This window comes from Tenacibaculum geojense (genome assembly GCF_042676005.1).
GTDB classification, from domain to species: domain Bacteria; phylum Bacteroidota; class Bacteroidia; order Flavobacteriales; family Flavobacteriaceae; genus Polaribacter; species Polaribacter geojense.
The window spans coordinates 213,588-235,693 of record NZ_JBHTJR010000051.1 but is presented as its reverse complement, the minus strand read 5'-3'; the positions used below and the strand labels follow the sequence as shown (position 1 = coordinate 235,693).

General features: G+C 30.9%; 19 protein-coding genes. 12 read left to right on the top strand and 7 right to left on the bottom strand.

All coding sequences use genetic code 11. The features are described from left to right. The first annotated feature begins 134 nt into the window (after positions 1–134). Positions 135–482 carry a toxin-antitoxin system YwqK family antitoxin gene (locus ACFQ1U_RS11745; RefSeq protein WP_386108590.1) on the top strand — a complete coding sequence of 116 codons (348 nt, stop codon included), beginning with the start codon at positions 135–137 and terminating at the stop codon, positions 480–482. Positions 483–555: 73 nt separating this feature from the next. Here ACFQ1U_RS11745 and ACFQ1U_RS11740 read toward each other — a convergent pair whose 3' ends face one another. From ACFQ1U_RS11740 to ACFQ1U_RS11730, 3 genes are all read right to left on the bottom strand, one after another. Continuing rightward, entirely contained in the window at positions 556–1,758 is a 1,203-nt protein-coding gene (locus ACFQ1U_RS11740) for a multidrug transporter (protein WP_386108588.1), read from the bottom strand. 36 nt (positions 1,759–1,794) lie between these two features. Next, a complete protein-coding gene (locus ACFQ1U_RS11735) occupies positions 1,795–4,629 on the bottom strand; it encodes a TonB-dependent receptor (protein WP_386108586.1) in 2,835 nt (944 codons plus the stop codon). A gap of 138 nt (positions 4,630–4,767) precedes the next feature. Next, positions 4,768–7,095 (bottom strand): TonB-dependent receptor, encoded by a 2,328-nt coding sequence (locus tag ACFQ1U_RS11730; RefSeq protein ID WP_386108584.1) that lies wholly within the window; start codon positions 7,093–7,095, stop codon positions 4,768–4,770. An 88-nt stretch (positions 7,096–7,183) separates the two neighbouring features. On the opposite strand from ACFQ1U_RS11730, the gene ACFQ1U_RS11725 reads away from it, so the two are divergent. The 11 genes from ACFQ1U_RS11725 (at position 7,184) to ACFQ1U_RS11675 (ending at position 19,839) form a co-directional block, all read left to right on the top strand. Further along, the gene (locus ACFQ1U_RS11725; protein WP_386108582.1) at positions 7,184–7,840 is read left to right on the top strand and encodes a metal-dependent transcriptional regulator; all 657 of its coding nucleotides are present in this window, start codon (positions 7,184–7,186) and stop codon (positions 7,838–7,840) included. Next, positions 7,837–8,673 carry a ZIP family metal transporter gene (locus ACFQ1U_RS11720; protein WP_386108580.1) on the top strand — a complete coding sequence of 279 codons (837 nt, stop codon included), beginning with the start codon at positions 7,837–7,839 and terminating at the stop codon, positions 8,671–8,673. Before ACFQ1U_RS11725 ends, ACFQ1U_RS11720 begins: the two co-directional genes overlap by 4 nt. 186 nt (positions 8,674–8,859) lie before the next feature. Continuing rightward, positions 8,860–9,552, top strand: coding sequence for a hypothetical protein (locus ACFQ1U_RS11715; protein WP_386108578.1), 693 nt, complete (start codon positions 8,860–8,862; stop codon positions 9,550–9,552). A 24-nt stretch (positions 9,553–9,576) separates the two neighbouring features. After that, positions 9,577–10,680, top strand: a complete 1,104-nt coding sequence (locus ACFQ1U_RS11710) for an AraC family transcriptional regulator (RefSeq protein ID WP_386108576.1) — start codon at positions 9,577–9,579, stop codon at positions 10,678–10,680. A 6-nt stretch (positions 10,681–10,686) separates the two neighbouring features. Beyond that, a complete protein-coding gene (locus ACFQ1U_RS11705) occupies positions 10,687–11,517 on the top strand; it encodes a DUF2911 domain-containing protein (RefSeq protein ID WP_386108574.1) in 831 nt (276 codons plus the stop codon). 61 nt (positions 11,518–11,578) lie between these two features. Next, positions 11,579–14,728, top strand: a complete 3,150-nt coding sequence (locus tag ACFQ1U_RS11700) for a UvrD-helicase domain-containing protein (protein ID WP_386108572.1) — start codon at positions 11,579–11,581, stop codon at positions 14,726–14,728. A 43-nt stretch (positions 14,729–14,771) separates the two neighbouring features. Next, positions 14,772–15,968 (top strand): glycine C-acetyltransferase, encoded by a 1,197-nt coding sequence (gene kbl / locus ACFQ1U_RS11695; RefSeq protein ID WP_386108570.1) that lies wholly within the window; start codon positions 14,772–14,774, stop codon positions 15,966–15,968. Positions 15,969–16,084: 116 nt separating this feature from the next. Further along, on the top strand, positions 16,085–17,452 hold the full coding sequence (locus tag ACFQ1U_RS11690; protein ID WP_386108568.1) for an OmpA family protein: 1,368 nt from the start codon (positions 16,085–16,087) through the stop codon (positions 17,450–17,452). Between the two features lie 181 nt (positions 17,453–17,633). Beyond that, positions 17,634–19,145 carry a F0F1 ATP synthase subunit beta gene (gene atpD, locus ACFQ1U_RS11685; protein WP_386108566.1) on the top strand — a complete coding sequence of 504 codons (1,512 nt, stop codon included), beginning with the start codon at positions 17,634–17,636 and terminating at the stop codon, positions 19,143–19,145. A gap of 45 nt (positions 19,146–19,190) precedes the next feature. Beyond that, positions 19,191–19,472, top strand: a complete 282-nt coding sequence (locus ACFQ1U_RS11680; protein WP_386108564.1) for a F0F1 ATP synthase subunit epsilon — start codon at positions 19,191–19,193, stop codon at positions 19,470–19,472. 85 nt (positions 19,473–19,557) lie between these two features. Continuing rightward, positions 19,558–19,839 (top strand): Sec-independent protein translocase subunit TatA/TatB, encoded by a 282-nt coding sequence (locus tag ACFQ1U_RS11675; RefSeq protein WP_386108562.1) that lies wholly within the window; start codon positions 19,558–19,560, stop codon positions 19,837–19,839. A 32-nt stretch (positions 19,840–19,871) separates the two neighbouring features. Here ACFQ1U_RS11675 and ACFQ1U_RS11670 read toward each other — a convergent pair whose 3' ends face one another. The 4 genes from ACFQ1U_RS11670 to ACFQ1U_RS11655 form a co-directional block, all read right to left on the bottom strand. Further along, positions 19,872–20,513 carry an O-methyltransferase gene (locus tag ACFQ1U_RS11670; RefSeq protein WP_386108560.1) on the bottom strand — a complete coding sequence of 214 codons (642 nt, stop codon included), beginning with the start codon at positions 20,511–20,513 and terminating at the stop codon, positions 19,872–19,874. Positions 20,514–20,618: 105 nt separating this feature from the next. Then, a complete protein-coding gene (locus tag ACFQ1U_RS11665) occupies positions 20,619–20,882 on the bottom strand; it encodes a hypothetical protein (RefSeq protein ID WP_386108558.1) in 264 nt (87 codons plus the stop codon). Positions 20,883–20,888: 6 nt separating this feature from the next. Continuing rightward, positions 20,889–21,461 carry a sigma-70 family RNA polymerase sigma factor gene (locus ACFQ1U_RS11660; protein WP_386108556.1) on the bottom strand — a complete coding sequence of 191 codons (573 nt, stop codon included), beginning with the start codon at positions 21,459–21,461 and terminating at the stop codon, positions 20,889–20,891. 156 nt (positions 21,462–21,617) lie between these two features. Then, positions 21,618–22,082 carry a nuclear transport factor 2 family protein gene (locus tag ACFQ1U_RS11655; RefSeq protein ID WP_386108554.1) on the bottom strand — a complete coding sequence of 155 codons (465 nt, stop codon included), beginning with the start codon at positions 22,080–22,082 and terminating at the stop codon, positions 21,618–21,620. Positions 22,083–22,106 lie beyond the last annotated feature (24 nt).

Below are 22,106 nucleotides of genomic sequence, written 5' to 3'. Positions count from 1 at the left end.
TACAATTTATGTTTCGTAATTGAATGATAAAGCTATCTTAACTCTAATGTTAATTTAATGTTACTAAATAGTTGTTTAAACGTAAAAAAAATTATATATTTGTAATATAAATGTTAACGGTTAAAATGTTTAAGATGAAAAAATTAGTAGTAATTGCAGGTTTATTAGCGGGTAGTTTAATAAACGCACAAGAAGTGAAGCCTCAATATGAGAAAGCAGGAGATTTAGTAAAAGTTACTTTTTATTATGAAGATGGATCCGTTAAACAACAGGGCTTTTATAAAGATAAATTACTTACTGGTACTTGGATGTCATTTGACCAAAAAGGAAACAAAACAGCCATAGCACATTATAATAATGGAAAGAAAGTAGGAAAGTGGTTTATGTGGACTAAAGATGGCCTTAAAGAAATTGACTATAAAGATGCTACAATAGCTAGTGTTCAACACTGGAAAGAAGATACTAAGTTAGCAGTTAAGTAGTTTTAAGCGGATAACAAATACAAAACCCCGAGATATAATCTCGGGGTTTTGTATTATTTACTAATAATTATAATTATTGTCTTGTCCAACCAGCACCCCAAGTTTCATAGTCAGTACCTGTAGCGTTAGTATCTTCTGTATAAAAATCTGCATCAGTAAAAGTTTCACCAGTATCATTCTTTAAGTTTAAAGTAACATCTAAGAAAGATACAGAGTTAACCACTAAGTCTCCACTTAATACACCAGCTCCTGTTGGGTTGTTTCCATTATCACCATCTAAGTCAAAACCTTCAGCAAAACCATCTAATAATACATTTGTAAACACTCCTTGAGTACCTGCTCTTAGCCTAATAGCTTCATTTTCTGTTCCTGAACCTAAACCAACAATAGTTAAGTTATTTACCGTAGGCTTTGAAAAATATACAGGTGAAGATAAGTTACCTATATCAGTATTGTAACCATCTGCTTCAATACCTTTATCATGATTGGTACCGTGCTTAACATAAGCATCAGTAATTGTTCCAGTATAACCTTCAGTCCAGTCAATAGAATCATCTTGAGCGTTTACAACAGATACGTTATTAACGTTTACTGTACCACCAAAAAATTCAACACCGTCATCTTTACCTTCAAACATTTGAATATATTGAACAACAGTACCGTTTCCTACACCATAGAAAGAGAAACCATTGTTTTCAGACTGACCGTCAGCCTTACCTCCAGAATATTCTACACGTACATAACGTAACATTCCTGAATTATCATCAGCAACATTTCCACCGTATGGTAAACTAGCTATTTCTGAAGTTGAAGTAGCAGTTCCTCCTGCTACTGAATTGATTGGAGCTTTACCTAAAATAATTAAACCTCCCCAATCACCAGCATTTTGAGTAGTCGCTGCAGAAGTAAAGATAATTGGTTGACTTGAAGTACCTTCAGCCATTATTTTTGCTCCTTGAGCAATAGCTAAATAAACATCAGCTCCAGTTGCAGCAGCGGTAATAGTCATACCAGCAGGAATTGTTAATGTAGTTCCATCTTCAAAAATAGCAGGACCAGTAATAATATAATTATTAATCGGGTCTAACGTCATACTCTCAGTATAATTACCATTTAATTCGATAGTTTCACCAGTAGTTTGTCCACCATTGTCACCACCATTATTGTTGTTGTTTACACTGTTATCGTTAATTACAATATCAGATGTACCATCTTCTCCACAAGAGGTGAAAATAGTTGCAGCCAAAGCCAAGCCAAGTAATAAATTATTTTTCATCGTTTTAAGTTTAATTTAATAGTTTAATATTCTTTTTTATAGTTTGTATTTTAATCCTAATGATATTGTGCTCCCTATTTTGAAATCAGAAATTATGATATCTCCTAAGGCTTTGTCCTCTCTAACTCTAGTTATAGAAGGGTCTAATAAGTTTTTTGCACTTAAATTCAGTTCCCAGTTTTCTCCAAATTTATTTTTCCATACAAAATCTAATGTAGGCACTCCTTTTTCTATAATGTTTCCTAGCGTACCAGCACCTAATGCTGAAATTCTATCAGAATAATAAGAGAACACTAAAGAGGCAATTGGTTTGTAATTATCAAATTGAGTAGGGCTATAATTTAAATTTGCATTTAAAAGAATGTCTGATGCTCCTTGTAGTTTATCACTGCTTCTATTAAATGAAGTGGTAAATTGAGAAGATCCACCCTGAATTGTTTGAATTAAATCTTGATTGGTGTACATATAAGTGAAGTTGAATCCAGCAGATAATTGAGTTTCTTCATCTTCATTTTTTATAATATTTTTTCTAGTCTCAATTTCTAAACCAAATACTTCAGCACTTTCACTGGTTCTGAAATAACGTTGATTACCTGCAGCACTACTTTCAGCAACTAAGTTGATAGGGTCGTTAATTTGCTTAAAGAACGTAGCAAATGATAATAATTCATCTCTTGACATAAACCATTCGTATTTGATATCTGCATTGTATATCTCTGAAAACGAAGGGTCATCTAATAAGTTAGGGTTACCAGCTATTCTTTGTCCAATACCTTCATAAATAAAAGGGGCTACTTCTTTAAATTCAGGTACAGAAACAGTTTTACTAAAGTTAAAACGTAAGTTTTGGTCTTCCGTTAATGAGTACTTTACATTTAAGTTAGGTAAAAAGAAAGTTTCGGTTACTTTTCTTGCTCCTGGATCACTTGGATCAATGTTTATTACATCGTATTTAACTTCTTGAGTAAATGATTCTAATCTAATACCAGGAATTAAAGTTAAACGGTCAGATGCTTTAATTTCTGACGAAACATAACCTGCATGTATTGATAAGTCTCCAACATATTCATTTTCATTAACACCAGGTAAGCTAACAATGTTGTCTCCGTTATATCCTGGAATTTGATTAAATACATCTAATCTGAATAATTTTCCTGATTGATTCTGGAAAAATTGAATGTTATTAATATCAAATAGTGCATCTAAATTGTTAACATCTGTAATTGGAGTAGCATTTCTATCTAATACTTCATAACCGTATCTGATGTTTTCAAAATTTCTTTGTTTTGTTCTTCCGTTATAACCAAAGTTAAATGTTAACTTTTCGGTTGGTTTATACGCTAAATTAACTCTACTGTTAAGTTCTTCATCAATGATTTTTTGAAAATATCTCTGATTATCAAAAGAGTTGTTAATAAAGAAAACAGGATTAGTAGCTGTGTTATTATCTAAAGCTAAATGATAATTTTCAATACTAATTCTCCTTCTATCTGGTTCATGAGCATATACATTATTATATCCTATTCCCCATGTAAGTTCTAAATCTTCTCTTTCTTCATCATTATAAAATTTATGCTCACCAGTAATTTGATTTACAAAAACTAAATCTTGGTTAAACTGAACATTCATTTGATAAAAACCTTGATCAGTGTTAATTAAAGCATCACGATTTTGACCTAAACCTTTATAACCATAGTATCCTGTTTGATCGCTTGAGTTATTTAAAAATAATGAAGTGTATTTTAATTTATGGTCGCTGTTAATTCTGTAAGTAGCACTTAACATCCCTGTTGTTGTTGTAGAATATTCGTATTCTTTAGAGTTTGGAAACACCTTTTTAAATACATTTGTATAATCTACTAATGGTCCTTCTCTATATTGAAAACTTCTATCAAATGAAGCAGTACCAAAAAGGCTTAATCTTGATCCGTTTTTAAATTCAAATGATTTTCCTGCATTAAAACCAATGGAACCATTAATTGGGTTTCCAGCATCAACTGGATCTATTCCGTGAGATAATACTACAGCGAATGGATTGTGTTGATATCTATTATAGAAACCAAATTGACCAGTACCTTCGCTTTTTTTGAAATTTTCGCCAGCTGCTCTTGAATTAACACCAGTTCCAATATTTAAATCAAAAAAACCATTACCGTTATATTCTTTTGAAGAAATATCAATATTACCAGCAGCAAAATCACCATAAAAACTAGAAGAATATGCTTTACTGATAGAAACATTTTGAATAATATCTGAAGGGAATAAACCTAAGTCTATATTTTTCTTTGCAATATCATTAGAAGGTAATGATAAACCATTCATGGTAGTGTTTAAATACCTATCGCCTAAACCACGTACATATACATTACTAGATCCTTCTTGTTTAGAAACACCAGAGATTTTAGACACGGCACTTGCAGCGTCGCTAACTCCTTTTTGTGATAATTCTTCAGCACCAATACTTTCTTTAATAACGGTTGCTTTTTTCTGTTCAAGTAATAAAGCACTTGATTTTTCTTTACTAGTAGTTCCTTTTATTTCTACTTCGTCTAGTGCTACACCTTGGCTAGCACCTAATTCTTGATTAATTGTTAAAGTTTTACCAGCAACAACTATAATTGGCTTTTCAATTGTTTCATAACCAATAAAACTAAAAACTAAAACATGATTTCCAGCAGGAACAGGTATAGAATATTTTCCATCCATATCAGATGTCCCTCCAATAGATGTTCCTTTTATAAAAATATTAGCAAACGGTAAAGGTTCACTATTCATTTCTTTATCAGTAACCATACCAGCTACGGTTCCTTTTTCTTGAGAGAAAATTAACTGACAAATGCTTAATAAAGCAATTAGTAGTACTTTTTTCATTATAAATATTTGTATTTTTTTATACCCTGCAAATGTGAGGGTATATTGTTAATACAATGTTACTACCAAATTATGCTTGCATTATTAGAATGTTTATTTAATGTTAAGAGCTTTTGTATGTATTGTGATTGTATTACTTTAGTTGTTTGTGAATTTTAACCCGATAAAGAATGTTCTTGGATTTGCTGGTCCGTAAATAAAATTACTATCTCTTTCTTTTCCAGTATCAAAGTTTGTTTGATAACTGTCTAAAATATTTTTAACACCTCCCGAGATCTCCACATTACTTTTTAGTTTTGGTAGTTTAAAAATATAGCTACTTTTAAAACCAAGTTCAACAAAGTCAGGGGATTTATAATATTCATCGTTAAGTAAGTTTTCAGGAGAGGCTAAATGAAGTACTTTCATAGGTCCAGTATAAACTAAGTTTATTGCGCTGTTAAATTTTGTGTTAGGTTCATAAGAAAATGTAGCATATCCATATGTGTTAGGGGTTCTTAAAAACTCTTTAATAGTAGGTAAGTCAGTAGAGTAGTTAACAGGGGTTCTATTAAAACTCTCTTGTAAGGTAAAGCCAGTTTCTAATTGTAAAATACCTTCATAATTAAATCTAGATTCTATTGTAACTCCTTTTACTGTAGCTTTATCACCATTTCTTTTTTCAAATAATTCTCCAAAATTGTCCTCCCCAATATTTTCTAAAACAAAAGCATTATTTAATTGAGTGTAAAAACCTTCAATGGTGAATCCGTATATATAATGTTCGGTTGGTTTGTCATAATTAAATGAAACTGTGTAACTATTTGAACGTTCTCTTTTTAGGTTATCAGAAAGTTGTATCCTGGAAACGCCTCCACCTGCAAAAGCAATGTGTAAATCGGTGTCAAACGCCTGTGGAGCTCTAAAACCTGTACCCCAAGTAGCTCTAATTTGTGTTTTATCAAATGGCTTGTATAATAATGATACCCTTGGGCTTAATACATTGTTGGTTATTTGTTTTTGAGTTTTATCAATTTTTAGGCTGTTTAATGTATGATTATCATATCGAACTCCTGCTAAAAGATTCCATTTTGAATTTATTTCCCAGTCTGATTGTAAAAACACTCCTAGGTTTTTAGTTGTCTGGTCAACAGTATAATTGTAGGTTTCAATATCATCAAAAACATCATCTTTTATAAATTCTGAACCCAATGTGATAATATTATCTCCACTAATAAAGTTTTCTATTTTATGGTTTAGTTGAATACCACCTTGTAATGTTGTAGTTTCAGATGTTCCGTATGGTAAGTTTTGTAAATGATTTACATCTTCTGGAGAGCCAACATCTGGTCTTACTCCAGTATAGTGATCTCTATCAGTAAATTGTGATGCTAAATAAGCTATAAATGAAGTTTTATTATTGTTAAAGTTTTTTTGGTAATCAATATTACTCATATACACATTGTGAGTTCTTTCTTCTGCTTGTAGCGCTAATGATGGGTTTGTTTCTATCATGTCTCCACCATATCTATATTCATACAATTTACTAAAACTTACTTCAAGTTTTTCATTATTATTAGGGGTATAGAATATAGTACCACCAAATGCAAGGTTGGTTAAGGAAGGTAGTTCTGAAAAATTATCATTATTAGCATCAAACAAACCTCTTTCTCTACTATTAAAAAATACTGTAGCTCCTAATGTTTTATTAGTATTAACTAGTGTGCCATTCCCATTAATAATATGGTCAGAAGTTCCTTTGATATTTTGATATGTATAACCAATACTGTAATTGTTTCTTGTAGGAACTTTAGTTATTACATTTACAGTTCCGCCTATGGCGCTAGACCCGTATAATGCAGAACCGCCACCTCTAACAACTTCAATACGTTCAACCATGTTGGTTGGTATTTGTTCTAAACCATACAAACCTGTTAATGGGCTAAATATTGGACGCCCGTTAATTAATATTTGAGAATAGCCACCTGCTAATCCATTCATTCGGAGTTGAGTGTAACTACAAGTTTGGCAGTCTGTTTCTACTCGCAATCCTGTTTGAAATTTTAATCCTTCAGATAAGTTACAGGCTTCAACATCAGCTAATGTTTCACTACTGATTATATTCACAATTACAGGGCTATTTGTTTTTCTTTTATCAGTTCTAGTTCCTGTAACTGTTACTTGATTTAAAATCTCATCGGTTTCTGTAAGTACAAAATCTATCTGTTTATTATCAGTATTTGTAAAAATTATGTTTTTGGTTTCAGATAAATACCCAATTGCAGACGCTACTAATGTTATTTTTTTTTGAGTGATATTAAGTTTAAATACTCCATTTTCATCTGAGGTGGTTCCGATTTTTTTATTTTTAGAATACACATTAGCAAAAGGGATAACATCTCCTTTTGAAGAAGTAATAACCCCTTCGATTTTTTGAGAATTTATTGTATTAATAATACCAAGCAAAAGAATTGTTAACAGTCTCATTTAAAAAATTATTTACGCAAATATAAAATATTTTTTAGACAAGGCTAAAAATATATTTTCATATAGCAAATTTTTGTATGTTTGTACTATGTTTAGTCAGTCAGAAGAAAATTACATAAAAACCATTTACCATTTAGCTGTTTTAACAGATAAAGGGATAAGTACCAATGCTATTGCTAAAAAATTAGAAACTAAAGCGTCTTCTGTTACTGATATGATTAAAAAACTATCAGAAAAAGATTTAGTAGTTTATAAAAAGTATCAAGGAGTTACATTAACTGATTTTGGAAAAAAAACAGCTATAACTATTATTAGAAAGCATAGATTATGGGAAGTTTTTTTAGTGGATAAGTTGAATTTTTCTTGGGACGAAGTTCACGAGGTTGCTGAGCAATTAGAACATATAAAATCACCTAAATTAATAAATGAACTAGATGCTTTTCTAGGTTTTCCAAAGCAAGATCCGCACGGTGATCCTATACCTGATAGTAAAGGGAATTTTCAACAAATAGAAAAATGCTTACTGGCAACATTATCAGTAAGAGAAAGTGGTGTTTGTGTAGGGGTAAATGATAGCTCTTCTGAGTTTTTGCAGTTTTTAGATAAACAAGGAATAGCTTTAGGAAAAAAAATAACAGTTTTAGAAAAAGAACCATTTGATGGGTCTTTATCTATTAAATTAGAAGGAAATACAATGACTATTTCCAATAAGATTGCTAATAATTTATACATTCAAAAAATATGAGTTTATTTGATCAAATAGTAGATTATTGTAAAGAACATCCAATTTTAGGCGCCTTATTTGCGTCATTGTTTACATGGGGTTTAACAGCAGCTGGTGCTGGTTTAGTGTTCTTTTTTAAAAAATTAAATCGTGCTGTTTTAGATGGAATGTTAGGATTTACCGGAGGAGTTATGGTGGCAGCAAGTTTTTGGAGTTTGTTATCACCAGCAATAGAAAATAGTCCAGGAGAAGGATTTGTTAAAGTTTTACCTTCTGCAGTAGGTTTTGCGTTAGGTGCTTTAGCTTTATTTGGGATGGATAAATGGTTACCTCATTTACATATAAATTTTGGTGTTGATGAGGCAGAAGGCGTAAAAACAAATTGGCATAAAACTACCTTACTAGTATTAGCAATTACTTTACATAATATTCCAGAAGGTTTAGCTGTTGGTGTATTGTTTGGAGCAGCCTCTACAATGGTTGGTGTAGAACAAACAGAAATGATTATTGCAGCCATATCATTAGCTATTGGAATCGGTATTCAAAACTTTCCAGAAGGGTTTGCGGTAGCAATGCCTTTAAGAAGACAAGGTGTTAGTAGGTTTAAGAGTTTTTGGTATGGACAATTATCAGCCATTGTTGAGCCGTTTGCAGCAGTACTTGGAGCTTTAGCAGTATCATTTTTTACGCCAATTTTACCGTATGCTCTTGCTTTTGCTGCAGGGGCAATGATTTTTGTTGTTGTTGAAGAGGTAATTCCCGAAACACAACGAGATAAATTTACAGATATAGCCACACTTGGTTTTATTGGTGGTTTTATTGTTATGATGTCTTTAGATGTTGGTTTAGGATAAATCATTCAAAAGATAGCTTGTTTTATATAGCTGTTAATAATTGTAGATAAGAAAGGTGCTTTTTAATAAGCTTTTTCGTTTTATAACCTTCAAATTAAGGTACACATAAGGTATGCGTACCTGTTTTTTCTTTACTTTCAATGAGTTTTAGGTTTGTTTTGTGCTGTAATTTTAAAACAGTAAAAAATGAATGTATCATCTGTTAAGTTAATTTTCTTGCTACTATATTGTTGTTGCATTTCTGCACAAGAAGGTAAAAAGGAGTTTCACTTTAAAAAAGGAGAAGTGCTAGATGTGCTTATTTTAACAGGAGTAAAAAAAGACTTCAATAAACGTTTTGACCGATATAAAGAAACAGTGTATCCGGTTGGCTATGCTTATTCTTACCAACCACAATCTGGTTTTAAAATAAAAAAACTAACCTTAGGTAATCATTTACCAAATAGTTTTGTTTTTGGAAAGTGGGAAAATATTGAAAAAAGAAGAGGATTTATTGCTAACATTGAAAAAGAAGTTGCTGACTTTCACCAGCAAAGAAGAGAATTATTTACTTATTTTGGGCTGATTTATTTTGAGATTAAAAAAGATACTCATTTTACAATATCAAAAAATAAATACAACGTGGTTACTTCTTTTTGGAATAAGGACAATGATAACATGTCTTTTTACAATCAATGGAAAAAAAATGTTGAAAAATTAGGAGGGAAAGTTGTATTGAAACTTCAAGATGGAGAATCTCCAACAGGTTATTATTACAAGCCTAGTTTGATGACAATAGTAGCTTGGGATTCAGTAAAAGACTTTGAGCGTTTTTCTAATAAATATCCGTTATCATCTTATGAAGAATTAAATCATGTTCATCAATTTCAAATTGATTAATTTCCCGTCATAAAAAGTAATTTCATGCAATTTGTTTTAGAGCAATTAATTTATTTTGGTTTTTTTCAAAGCTTATTATTGCTAACTATTTTATTGGTTTCAATAAAAAAACGTCAGAAAGTAAATGAATTTTTATTGGTGCTGTTAATTATGTTAACTGTAGGTTTGTTAGGTAAGTTTTTATATAGTGCTGAAATTTTTAATAAAAACTTCAGGCTTAATGCAATGTCTGAATTTTCAGCATTACTTTTTGGTCCAACTATCTATTTATTTGTCCGATCTGTATTGTTTAGAGAAAGTTTTACTAAAGAAAAAACTATCCACTACTTTCCGGGAATAATTTATTCATTATTTATACTGGGGTATTTTATCATACCTTCTAATGAATATCAAATAGAAAGAAGTAAAACTTTACCTTTAATGACAGTTATTTATATATGTCATGCTGTTGGATTGGTGGTTAATATTTGGTATTGGGTACTTGGTTTTAAAAGTTATCAATTTTTTCTAAAAGACTTTAAGCAAGTTGCATCTTATGTTCCTTATACTCGTTTTATTTATGGGTTTTTGTTAGTTACAGGTTTTTGTATGTTAGTTTGGTTAGTTCTCTTTTTAACTAGCTTTTTAGGGTTTCCAATGTTAGAAAGAACAGCAAGACCTTATATATGGATTGTTTTAACGTTTATAGTCATGTTTATCAGTTATTATATGTTGCTAAAACCATCTGTTTTAATAGCTATACCAAATGTTAAAGAGAAAAAATACCATCAATCTAAATTAACTACGGCTGATTTGGATAAGTTAAAGTTAGCGTTAGAGAAAATTATGATTGAAAAAAAGCCATATTTAAATGCCAAACTTTTAAAAATAGAACTAGCAGAAATGTTAGGTGTGCATAGTCCAGAGCTTTCAAGGCTACTTAATGAAAATATAGGGATGAATTTTTTTGAGTATGTAAATTATTATAGAATAAAAGAGTTTGTTAGTTTGGCAAAAAGTGAAAAAGGAAAACAACTTACTTTTTTTGGTTTAGCTCAAGAAGCAGGTTTTAATTCTAAAACAACATTTAATAAATCATTTAAAAGTTTAATGGGAGTATCGCCTTCTGTTTACTTTAATCAACAATAAAAAATCATGAAAAAATATATAATTATAGCACTTATGTTTATGAGTGCTTCAATACTAGCGCAATTAAAAATTCCTAATCTAAGTTCAACAGCAACTTTTAGTCAAGATATAGGATTAACAACGGTTGAGGTAGCATATTCACGACCTAGTAAAAAGAACCGAAAAATTTTCAATGGTATATTGCCTTATGGTCAATATTGGAGAACAGGAGCAAACATTGCAACTAAGTTTTCATTTTCAAAATCAATAATTATTAATGGAAAGTTGTTAGAAAAAGGAGATTATACTTTATTAACAATTCCAGAAAAGAGTTCATGGAAGGTGAAATGGTATGTTTATGAAAGTACAAATTGGAACAATTACAAAGAAAAAACTCCAATAATAAGTTTAGATATTCCTGTACAAAGAATTCAAGAAACAATAGAAACGTTTTCAATGACTTTTCAAAACGTTACATTGCAAAGTGCTGATTTGTTTATAGAGTGGGAAAATACTAGAATTGTAATTCCGTTCGAGGTTAGTGAACATGAAGAGATAATTAAATCAATAGATAAATCATTGTCTGGGCCAAGTACATCTGAGTATTTTAGAGCGGCTTTATATTATCATGAAACAAAAACAGATTTACAAAAAGCTTTAACTTATATTCAAAAAGTAACATCTTCAGATAATGCATTGTTTTTCCAGGTTACTAGAGAGGCGTTAATTTTACAAGATTTAAGTAAAAATAAAGAAGCTTTGCTTGTGGCTAAAAGGGCTTTAGAGTTGTCTAAAAAAGCTAAAAACAAAGATTTTATAAAAATAAATTCAGATATTATATCAGCATTAAGTAAATAAACCTTTTTTAAAACCCCTTATTTTAAGGGGTTTTTTATTTAAATTGCATAAAAATTCATTTGTGCATCAACCATCTACTTTTCAAGTTTATAACGCATCTGCAGGTAGCGGAAAAACATTTACGTTAGTAAAAGAATATTTAAAAATATTATTGACATCAGAAGATATTTTTAAATTTCAAAAAGTATTAGCAATAACATTTACCAATAAGGCAGCAGGAGAAATGAAAGAACGTGTAATGCATAATTTACACGATTTTTCTGAAGGGATAGATAATGATTTGCTAGTTCAAATAATTAATGAAACTTCTTTAGATGTTACTGTAATTCAAAAAAGAAGTGCTAAGATTTTAGAGGCTGTTTTGCAAAACTATTCTGCGTTTGCGATTACAACTATTGATAGTTTTACCCATAAAATTATTAAAAATTTCGCTTATGATTTAGGACTAACCTTAAATTTTGAAGTAGAAATGGATGGTCCTTCTTTGTTAAGGCAAGCAGTAGATGTTCTAATATCAAAAATTGGAACAGATAAAGAATTAACAAATTTGTTAATAGATTTTTCACTGTCTAAGATTGATGCAGATAAATCATGGGATATTTCTAGAGATCTTCATAACTTTTCTAAAATTCTGCTAAATGAAGAAGACACAAAGCATTTTAGAAAATTAGCAAATAAATCTATTCAAGATTTTTTTGAGTTAAAAGCTCGTTTATCTGAAGTAAATTCTACAATAGAAATATTGTTTTCTAACATTGGTGAAGAAGCTTTATTACTCATAAAAAATAATAATTTACAATTTTCAGATTTTGCTAATTCCGGAGAAGTTCCAAAACATTTCGAAAAGCTTACTAAATTAAAACTACTAAAGCATACAGATTTAAAGTTTGATGGCAGAATAAATAAAAATTTTGAGTCTGATAAAAAATTATATGCAGCAAAAGCAACCATTGATACTAAAGATTGTATTGATGATCTATACCAAGATTTTAAAAGTTTATACCAAAAATCTAAAAATGCATACGAGCAATATTATGGAGCATATTTATTAAATAACTTAGCATTAAAAAGTATAATTCCGTTAGCGGTACTTAACAATATACATTCAGAGCTTCAGAATTTAAAAGAAGAAAATAACATACGATTAAATGCAGAGTTTAATCAGTTAATTTCTGATAATATAAAAGATCAACCAGCTCCGTTTATTTATGAAAGAATTGGCCAGCGATTTATGCATTATTTTATAGATGAAATGCAAGATACTTCTGTATTACAATGGCAAAATTTAATTCCATTAATAGATAATGCTTTAGCACAAGATGCTAGTAGTTTGTTGTTAGTAGGAGATGGAAAACAAGCAATTTACAGATGGAGAGGAGGTAAGGCTGAGCAATTTATTAATTTGGGACAAGATAATTACAATCCTTTTCAAGCTCCAAAAGAAGTAAAAACACTAGATACAAATTACAGAAGTTATGCTGAGGTAATTAATTTTAATAATAGTTTTTTTCAGCATACAGCAAACTTTCTTCAAAATAAAGAATACCAGCAATTATTTATAGAAGGTAATACACAAAAAGAAAACGCAAAAAAAGGAGGTTGTGTTTCAATTAGTTTCTTAGAGAAGCTTCCTGATAAAGAAGAGGATAAAATTAAATTTCCTCAAAAAGTATTGGAAACTATTCAAGAGTTATCACAACAATATGCACTAAACGAAATATGTGTATTAGTTAGAAAGAAAAAAGATGGTGTTGCAGTAGCTAATTACTTATCTGAGAACGGTGTAACTATTGTATCCTCGGAAACATTGTTGTTGAAAAACAGTTCTAAAATTAATTTTATAGTCAATTTGTTAAAGGCTATCCATCACCCAAACGATCAAGAAACAAGGTTTGAATTGTTATATTTTATTCATGAGCATTTGCAAATATCAGAAGCAATTCATGAGTTTATAGGCGCTTTGGTAAAAGAACCATTAGAAAACTTTTTTACAGTATTAGCTGAGAGAGGCGTTTATTTCGATTTAAATGAATTTTATCAATTGCCTTTTTATGAAAAAATTGAACAAATTATCAGGAGTTTTTCACTAGTGAGAACATCAGATGCTTACGTACAGTTTTTTTTAGATGTTGTGTTAGACCAGCAGAGAAAAGGGGTAGATCTGCAGTCTTTTTTAGAGTATTGGAATGAAAAACAAGAAACTTTGAGCATAATAGCGCCAGAAAACGAAAGTGCTGTTAATATTATGACAATTCATAAAAGTAAAGGTTTGGAATTTCCGGTAGTAATTTTTCCATATGATTTAGAAATTTACAAAACAATTGACCCAAAAGTTTGGTTTGATGATTTACCAGAAGAGGTATACGGAAATTTTAATGAGTTGTTAATCAACGCAACCTCAGTAATTCAAAATGTAAACAATAAAGGGTCAGAAATATATCAACTTCAACAAGAAGAATTAGAGTTAGATAATTTTAATCTTTTATACGTTGCTTTAACAAGAGCAGTAGAGCAATTGCATATCATCACAGAGAAATATTTACTTAGAAATGGAGCAGAAAGCACAAACCATTATTCGGGTATTTTTATCAATTATCTAAAAACTCAAAAATTGTGGAAAGATGATCAGTTAGTGTATACATTCGGTGATACTAAACGTATCAGTGTTAAAAAACAAAAAGAAAATACCATTACTATACAAGATACTTTTATTTCAACACCATGGAAAGATCATAATATAGTTATGTTGGCTAGTTCATCTAAGTTATGGGGAACAGAGCAAGGAAAAGCGATAGACTATGGTAATTTAGTACATGAATTAATGGCTAAAATACAAACTGTTTCAGATGTGGATAATGTTATAAAATTAGCAATTCAACAAGGTGAGATTCCGCAAAATAAAAAAGATGACATTACTACTATTGTATCTAAAATTATAAATCATAACAAGCTACAAGATTATTTTTCAGAAGATGTAACAGTTTATAATGAAAGGGAAATTGTAACGGCTGACAATCAGATAATAATTCCAGACCGTTTGGTGTTTCAGGGTGATGATGTTATAGTAATAGATTACAAGACGGGAAAACCCGATAAGAAATACCATCAGCAATTATTAAAATATGCACATGTATTAAAAACTATAGGATATTCTGTAAGCAAAAAAATATTAGTTTATATAGATAACGAAATTATTGTAGAAGAAGTTTAATAGCTAATAAAGAACTATTAAATTTGTAGCAAACAAACATACTATGTACGGAAACATAAAAGAACATTTACAAAAAGAAATACAAGATATTAAAGACGCAGGTTTATATAAAACTGAGCGAATTATTACTTCATCTCAAGATGCTGTTATTAAAATTTCAACAGGAGAAGAAGTGATTAATTTTTGTGCTAATAACTACTTAGGGTTGTCAAATAATCCAGCGGTTATTCAGGCAGCAAAAGACACTATGGATACTCATGGTTTCGGAATGTCTTCAGTTCGTTTTATCTGTGGAACTCAAGATATTCACAAAGAATTAGAAGCTAAAATTGCATCATTTTATCAAACAGAAGACACTATTTTGTACGCAGCAGCTTTTGATGCTAATGGAGGTGTTTTTGAACCATTATTAACCAAAGAAGATGCTATAATTTCTGATAGCTTAAATCATGCTTCAATTATAGACGGAGTTCGTTTATGTAAAGCAGCAAGATATCGATATGATAACAATGACATGGCATCATTGGAGGCTCAGTTAATCGAGGCGAATAAACAAAACCATCGTTTCAAAATCATTGTAACAGACGGTGTTTTTTCTATGGATGGTATTGTGGCTAAGTTAGATGAAATCTGTGATTTAGCAGAAAAATACAATGCAATGGTGATGATTGATGAATGTCATGCGGCAGGTTTTATTGGAGCAACGGGTAGAGGTACCTTAGAGTTAAAAAATGTGTTAGGTAGAATAGACATTATTACAGGAACACTCGGTAAAGCTTTAGGTGGCGCTATGGGAGGTTACACTACTGGAAAAAAAGAAATTATAGAAATATTACGTCAACGTTCTCGTCCGTATTTATTTTCAAACTCTTTAGCACCTGCAATTGTAGGGGCGTCTTTAAAAGTATTTGATATCTTATCAAACGATACATCTTTAAGAGACAAATTAGAGTGGAATACAACTTACTTCAGAACTGAAATGGAAAAAGCAGGTTTTGATTTAGTAGGAGCAGATTCTGCAATTGTTCCGGTAATGCTATATGATGCAAAATTGTCTCAAGTAATGGCTGATAAATTACTAGAAGAAGGAATTTATGTAATAGGGTTCTTTTACCCTGTAGTTCCTAAAGAAAAAGCTCGTATCAGAGTGCAGTTATCAGCCGCTCACGAAAAAGAACATTTAGACAAAGCAATACAAGCATTTATAAAAGTGGGTAAGGAGTTAAACATTATTACCTAAAAGAAGAATAAATCTTGTTTATTTAACAAGATTTTGTAGATTTGTTTTTGTAAATAAGTTTTTAGAACTTACATTTGCGTATTATAATAACGAACTTTTAATTTAAATTTTTGATAATGAAACGATTAAAATTAGCTATGTTAGCTATGGTTGCGTTCCTTGCTGTGAACACAGTAAACGCACAAGATGAAAACAACCCTTGGGCTGTGAGTTTTGGTGTTAACACTGTTGACGTTAGAATTCCTTCTGAATTTGGTGACTATGTAAAAGATTACATCGGAACTAGTGAGTGGGGTGATAACACTTTACCTTCTATTTCTAGAATCTCTGCTGAGAGATACTTAAGTGATGGTTTTACATTACAATTAGCAGGGTCTTTAAACAAGGTTAAAACTGTTGTGGCTAAAGATGACTCAGATTTATTATACTGGGCTATTGATGCTAACGTAAAGTATGACTTAAACAGTTTATTTGGAGAAACTGGATGGTTTGATCCTTTCGTATATGTTGGTGGTGGTTACACTGACTTAGATACTTTTGGAGGAGAAGGAATGTTAAACGCTGGTGTTGGTTTCAATACTTGGTTTAACGATAACTTAGGTTTATCTTTCCAAACAGGTGGTAAAAAAGAATTTGCTGATAAAGTAAGAGATCACTTCCAACACTCTTTAGGATTAGTTTTCCGTTTTGGAGGAAAAGATACTGATGGTGATGGTGTATTCGATAAGAATGATGCTTGTCCTGAGGTTCCTGGTTTAGAAGAGTTCAATGGATGTCCAGATGCTGACGGAGATGGTATCAAAGATTCTGATGATGCTTGTCCTAACGTAGCTGGTAAAGCTGAATTAAACGGTTGTCCAGATGCTGATAACGATGGTATCGCTGATAAAGATGATGCTTGTCCAAATGACGCTGGTACAAAAGCAATGAACGGTTGTCCAGATTCTGACGGTGACGGTATCGCTGATAATAAAGATAAATGTCCACAAGAAGCTGGTCCAGCTGAAAACAATGGATGTCCTTGGGGAGATAAAGATAATGACGGAGTTAAAGATAACGTTGATAAGTGTCCAGACGTAGCTGGTGTTGCTTCAAACAACGGATGTCCTCCAGAGCCAGTAATTACTGAAGAGGCTACTGCTAAATTAAACGAATTTGCAAGAGCTATCTACTTTAACTCAGGAAGATCTTCTTTCAGACCAGGAGTATCAGGAAAATTAGACTTAATCGCTGAGATTATGGCTCAATATCCAGAAGCTAACTTCAACATTGAAGGTCATACTGATAGTTCAGGTGCTGCAAGTACTAACTTAAGATTATCTGATAAGAGAGCTGCTGCTGTAGTTGATTACTTAATCAAAAAAGGTATTCCAGCTGCAAGATTATCTTCTAAAGGTTTTGGTGAAGATTACCCAATCGCATCGAATGCTACTAGAGATGGTAGAGCACAAAACAGACGTGTAGAGATTAAATTAAAAAAATAATTTAATTCACAACAATAATTAAAAGCCTCGCAAAAGCGAGGCTTTTTTTATGTTGATTTTTTAATTATAGAAAAATACACGTAAACGTTTTTAAAATTGTTATAAAAAAATTACCTTTGCGCTCTGAAAAAGTGAGGTAAATATCACTCGATAAATAAAATAACTTAATTACACAAAAGTAATGTCTACAATAACAGGTAAAGTTTCTCAAATTATTGGTCCAGTTATCGATGTTGAGTTCAACAATGAAAATGCTGAGTTACCAAAAATTTACGATTCATTAGAAATTAAAAAAGCTGATGGTACAACCTTAGTTTTAGAAGTTCAACAACACATTGGAGAGAATACAGTACGTACCATTTCTATGGATGCTACTGATGGTTTACAAAGAGGGCAAGAAGTTGTTGCTACAGGTAATCCAATTCAAATGCCAATAGGTAATGATATCTATGGTCGTTTATTCAATGTAACTGGTGAAGCTATTGATGGATTAGGAGATTTACCAAAAACTGGTGATGCAGGTTTACCTATTCACCGTCAAGCTCCAAAGTTTGAAGAGTTATCTACTTCTACGGAAGTTTTATATACCGGTATTAAAGTAATCGATTTAATTGAGCCTTACGCAAAAGGAGGTAAAATTGGTTTATTTGGTGGTGCCGGAGTAGGAAAAACAGTATTAATTCAGGAGTTAATTAACAACATTGCAAAAGGTCACGGAGGTTTATCTGTATTTGCTGGTGTTGGTGAAAGAACTCGTGAAGGAAACGACTTATTACGTGAGATGTTAGAGTCTGGTATTATTAAGTATGGTGACGATTTTATGCACTCTATGGAAGAAGGTGGATGGGATTTAACTAAAGTTGATAAAACTGGAATGAGAGATTCTAAAGCTACTTTCGTATTTGGACAAATGAATGAGCCACCAGGAGCACGTGCTCGTGTAGCATTATCAGGTTTAACAATTGCTGAATATTTCCGTGATGGAGCTGGTGAAGATCAAGGTAAAGATGTTTTATTCTTCGTAGATAATATTTTCCGTTTTACTCAAGCTGGTTCTGAGGTGTCTGCATTATTAGGTCGTATGCCATCTGCAGTAGGTTACCAACCAACTTTAGCTACAGAAATGGGAGCAATGCAAGAGCGTATTACTTCTACTAAAAAAGGATCTATTACTTCTGTACAAGCAGTATATGTACCTGCAGATGATTTAACGGATCCAGCACCTGCAACTACGTTTGCTCACTTAGATGCAACTACGGTATTATCTCGTAAAATTGCAGAGTTAGGTATTTATCCAGCAGTAGACCCATTAGATTCTACTTCTAGGATTTTAACTCCAGAAATTTTAGGTGATGAGCACTATAATACTGCACAAAGAGTAAAAGAGTTATTACAACGTTATAAAGAGTTACAAGATATTATTGCTATTTTAGGTATGGAAGAATTATCTGAAGAAGATAAGTTAGTAGTACACAGAGCTCGTCGTGTGCAACGTTTCTTATCTCAGCCATTCCATGTAGCAGAACAGTTTACTGGTATTCCTGGTGTATTAGTTGATATTAAAGATACTATAAAAGGATTTAACATGATTATGGATGGTGAGTTAGATCATTTACCAGAAGCAGCATTCAACTTAAGAGGTTCAATTCAAGATGCAATTGAAGCTGGTGAGAAAATGTTAGCAGAAGCGTAATTAAATTGTTTTAAGTATTTTGCTTAAAACCTAAATCATCAAATTATGTATTTAGAAATTGTAAGTCCAGAAGCGGTTTTATTTTCATCAGAAGTAACATCTGTTGCGGTACCAGGTATAAATGGTGAGTTTCAAATGTTAAATAATCACGCACCAGCTGTTTCTTTATTAGCCGCAGGTGTTGTTAAAATTGAAGTTTCAAATCCATCGATTGACGAGAAGTTTGAAGATAGATTTGTAAAAACTACTGACGGAAGATTAGGATTAACCATTAATTCTGGAACATTAGAAATTAAAGATAACAAGGCTATTATTTTAGCAGACTAATTATCTTTAATAATATAATAGAAGCCAAACTTAATTAAGTTTGGCTTTTTTTAATTCTAGGCGTTTATTTATGTAAATTTGCAGTATGAATATACCTTTTTTATTTATTAGTGGTCCTGAAATATTTATTATTCTACTAATTGTAGTAATGTTATTTGGAGCAGATAAAATACCTGAAATTGCCAGAGGTTTAGGCAAGGGTATACGTCAAGTTAAAGACGCTACCAATGAAATTAAAAGAGAAATAAATGATAGTGCCAAGAAACAAGGTATTGATACAGATATTGTTTCTGATATTAATAAACAAGTAAATGAGGTAAAAGAAAATATAGATGATTTTACCGGTCCTATCAAAAGAAATATGTAATTAAAAAGCCTGAGTTAAACTCAGGCTTTTTATTATTTTACTCTACTAATTGTTAAACCGTCACGTATTGGAAGTAGAACGGTTTCTAATCGATGATCTTCATTTAAGAGTTTATTGTATTCTAAAAGCACCTTAGTATCAATGTCTTTATCATCAAGTTCTTCCACAATTTTTCCGCTCCATAGTACATTATCTGATAAAATAATGCCACCTTTATTTATTTTATTAATAATTAAGTTGAAATAGTTTACATAATTAGATTTATCTGCATCAATGAAAACCAAATCAAACTTTTCATTTAATGTAGGAATTATTTCTATGGCATTACCTATATGTTGTTGAATTTGATTTTTATAATCAGATTTTTGAAAGTATTTTACTTGTAAATCTTCTAATTCTTCGTTTTTATCAATTGTTATTAATTTTCCATCCAATTGCATGCCCTCAGCTAAACAAAGTGCAGAATAACCTGTATATGTGCCTATTTCTAAAATGTTTTTAGGGTTGATTAATTTTGAAATCATAGAAAGTACTCTTCCTTGAAATGCACCACTTAACATTCTTGGGTTTAATACTTTTTGCCAAGTTTCTTTACTTAATTGTTGTAATAATTCTGGTTCTTGTTGTGAATGATTAACAACATAATTGTCTATTTTTTCAGGTAAAAAATGCATGCTTAATATTTTATACAAAAGTAAAAAACGGAGCTTACTTGTAAAAGTAACCTCCGTTTCAATCTAACAAAAAATCAAAAAACGGTTGTAAACCGAAAATAGTTATTATGATATTTCTTTAATTTTATCTTTTAATAACTGTTTGTCTTCTTCTTTTAAACAACGACTTTTGTTATCGATATCTTTTGGTTTACAATTATTGTAAGCACCTGTAAGTATTTTATTTTGTTTTGAGTAAAGTTTACATACTTTACAGAACATAATGTGCCAGTTAAGCTTTAACTTTTCAATAAAAGTAGCTTCGTTGTATTGTGCTTTATTACAGATTTGGTTAGCTTCTTCGCACTTTATATTAAAAAAATTACCCATGTAATATTATTTATTAAACCAATTTTTTTCTAAACAATCACGCAGTTGTGTACGTGCTCTGTGTATTATTACCCAAAGATTAGACGCTGTTATATCTAACTCCTTACAAATGTCTTCAGTTTCAAAACCTTGTATTGTTTTCATTCTAAAAACTAAGGCATACTTTTCAGGTAATTTATTAATACAACTGTCTATTTGTAGTTTTAATTCGTCATTTTCTATATCTTTTTCGGTAGTACTGTCCCAAGATTGAGGTACACGCTCTTCAATCCAATTACCTTCATTATCACCATCATCATAAAAACTCATACGAACTTCTGCCTGTCCTTTTTTTGAGTTTATTTTACGGTAATAATCAATAATTTTTCTTTTTAAAATAGATATTAGCCAAGTTCGTTCTGTGGATTTTCCTTCAAAATTTTTAGCAGACTTTAACCCTGCAAAAAAGGTTTCTTGAACCAAATCTTTGGCAATATCATAATTATTAACCCTGGCAATTGCATAATTAAATAGATAATCGGCATAATTATCTATCCAATTATCTGGATTTAGGGTATTAACTTTAAGTTTTTCTGACATTGTCTAAATAATAGATTGCTAATATATTATAAATTTAGATGATATGTATCTTCTTCTATTCGATTAAAAAATACATATATTATCTAACCAAAAGGTATTCTTTTTCGGTGATTAGCAATTTGTTTTGATTATTAAAATACAAACTTTTCTCTTTTATTAATCAGTGCAATTATTTTTCCGCCTACTATCGGCTATATAAATAATTTTCCAAGTGCCATCCGTTTTAAAAAGCTGAAAGGTATTAGCTCCACAATGACTCTTTTTATTGTTGTAATAAAAAGTATAAGGTGTCCATACCGAGGCTAAATTATTATCAACATGAATCGTGTAGGAATGAAGTTTCTCAAAATAGGTGTCTGATTCTCGTTTGTTTGCAATATTGATTAATAGTTGCTTTTTAGTATCAGTTTTTAAAATTGATTTTCCCTCTGTATTGGTGTAAGTAGTTTGTATTTTAATTGTTGGATGCATTACAGAAGCAATTAAAGTACTGTCTCCTTGATGTAAACCATTAAAAAAAGTACTAAGCGTTTGTTTTATTTTTTCTTCTTCTACTGTATTTTGCGATTGTATATTAGAATAAAATAAAGTAAGAAAGACGAGATTAAATATTTTAATCATATTTAGAATTTGTTAGTAGTTGTA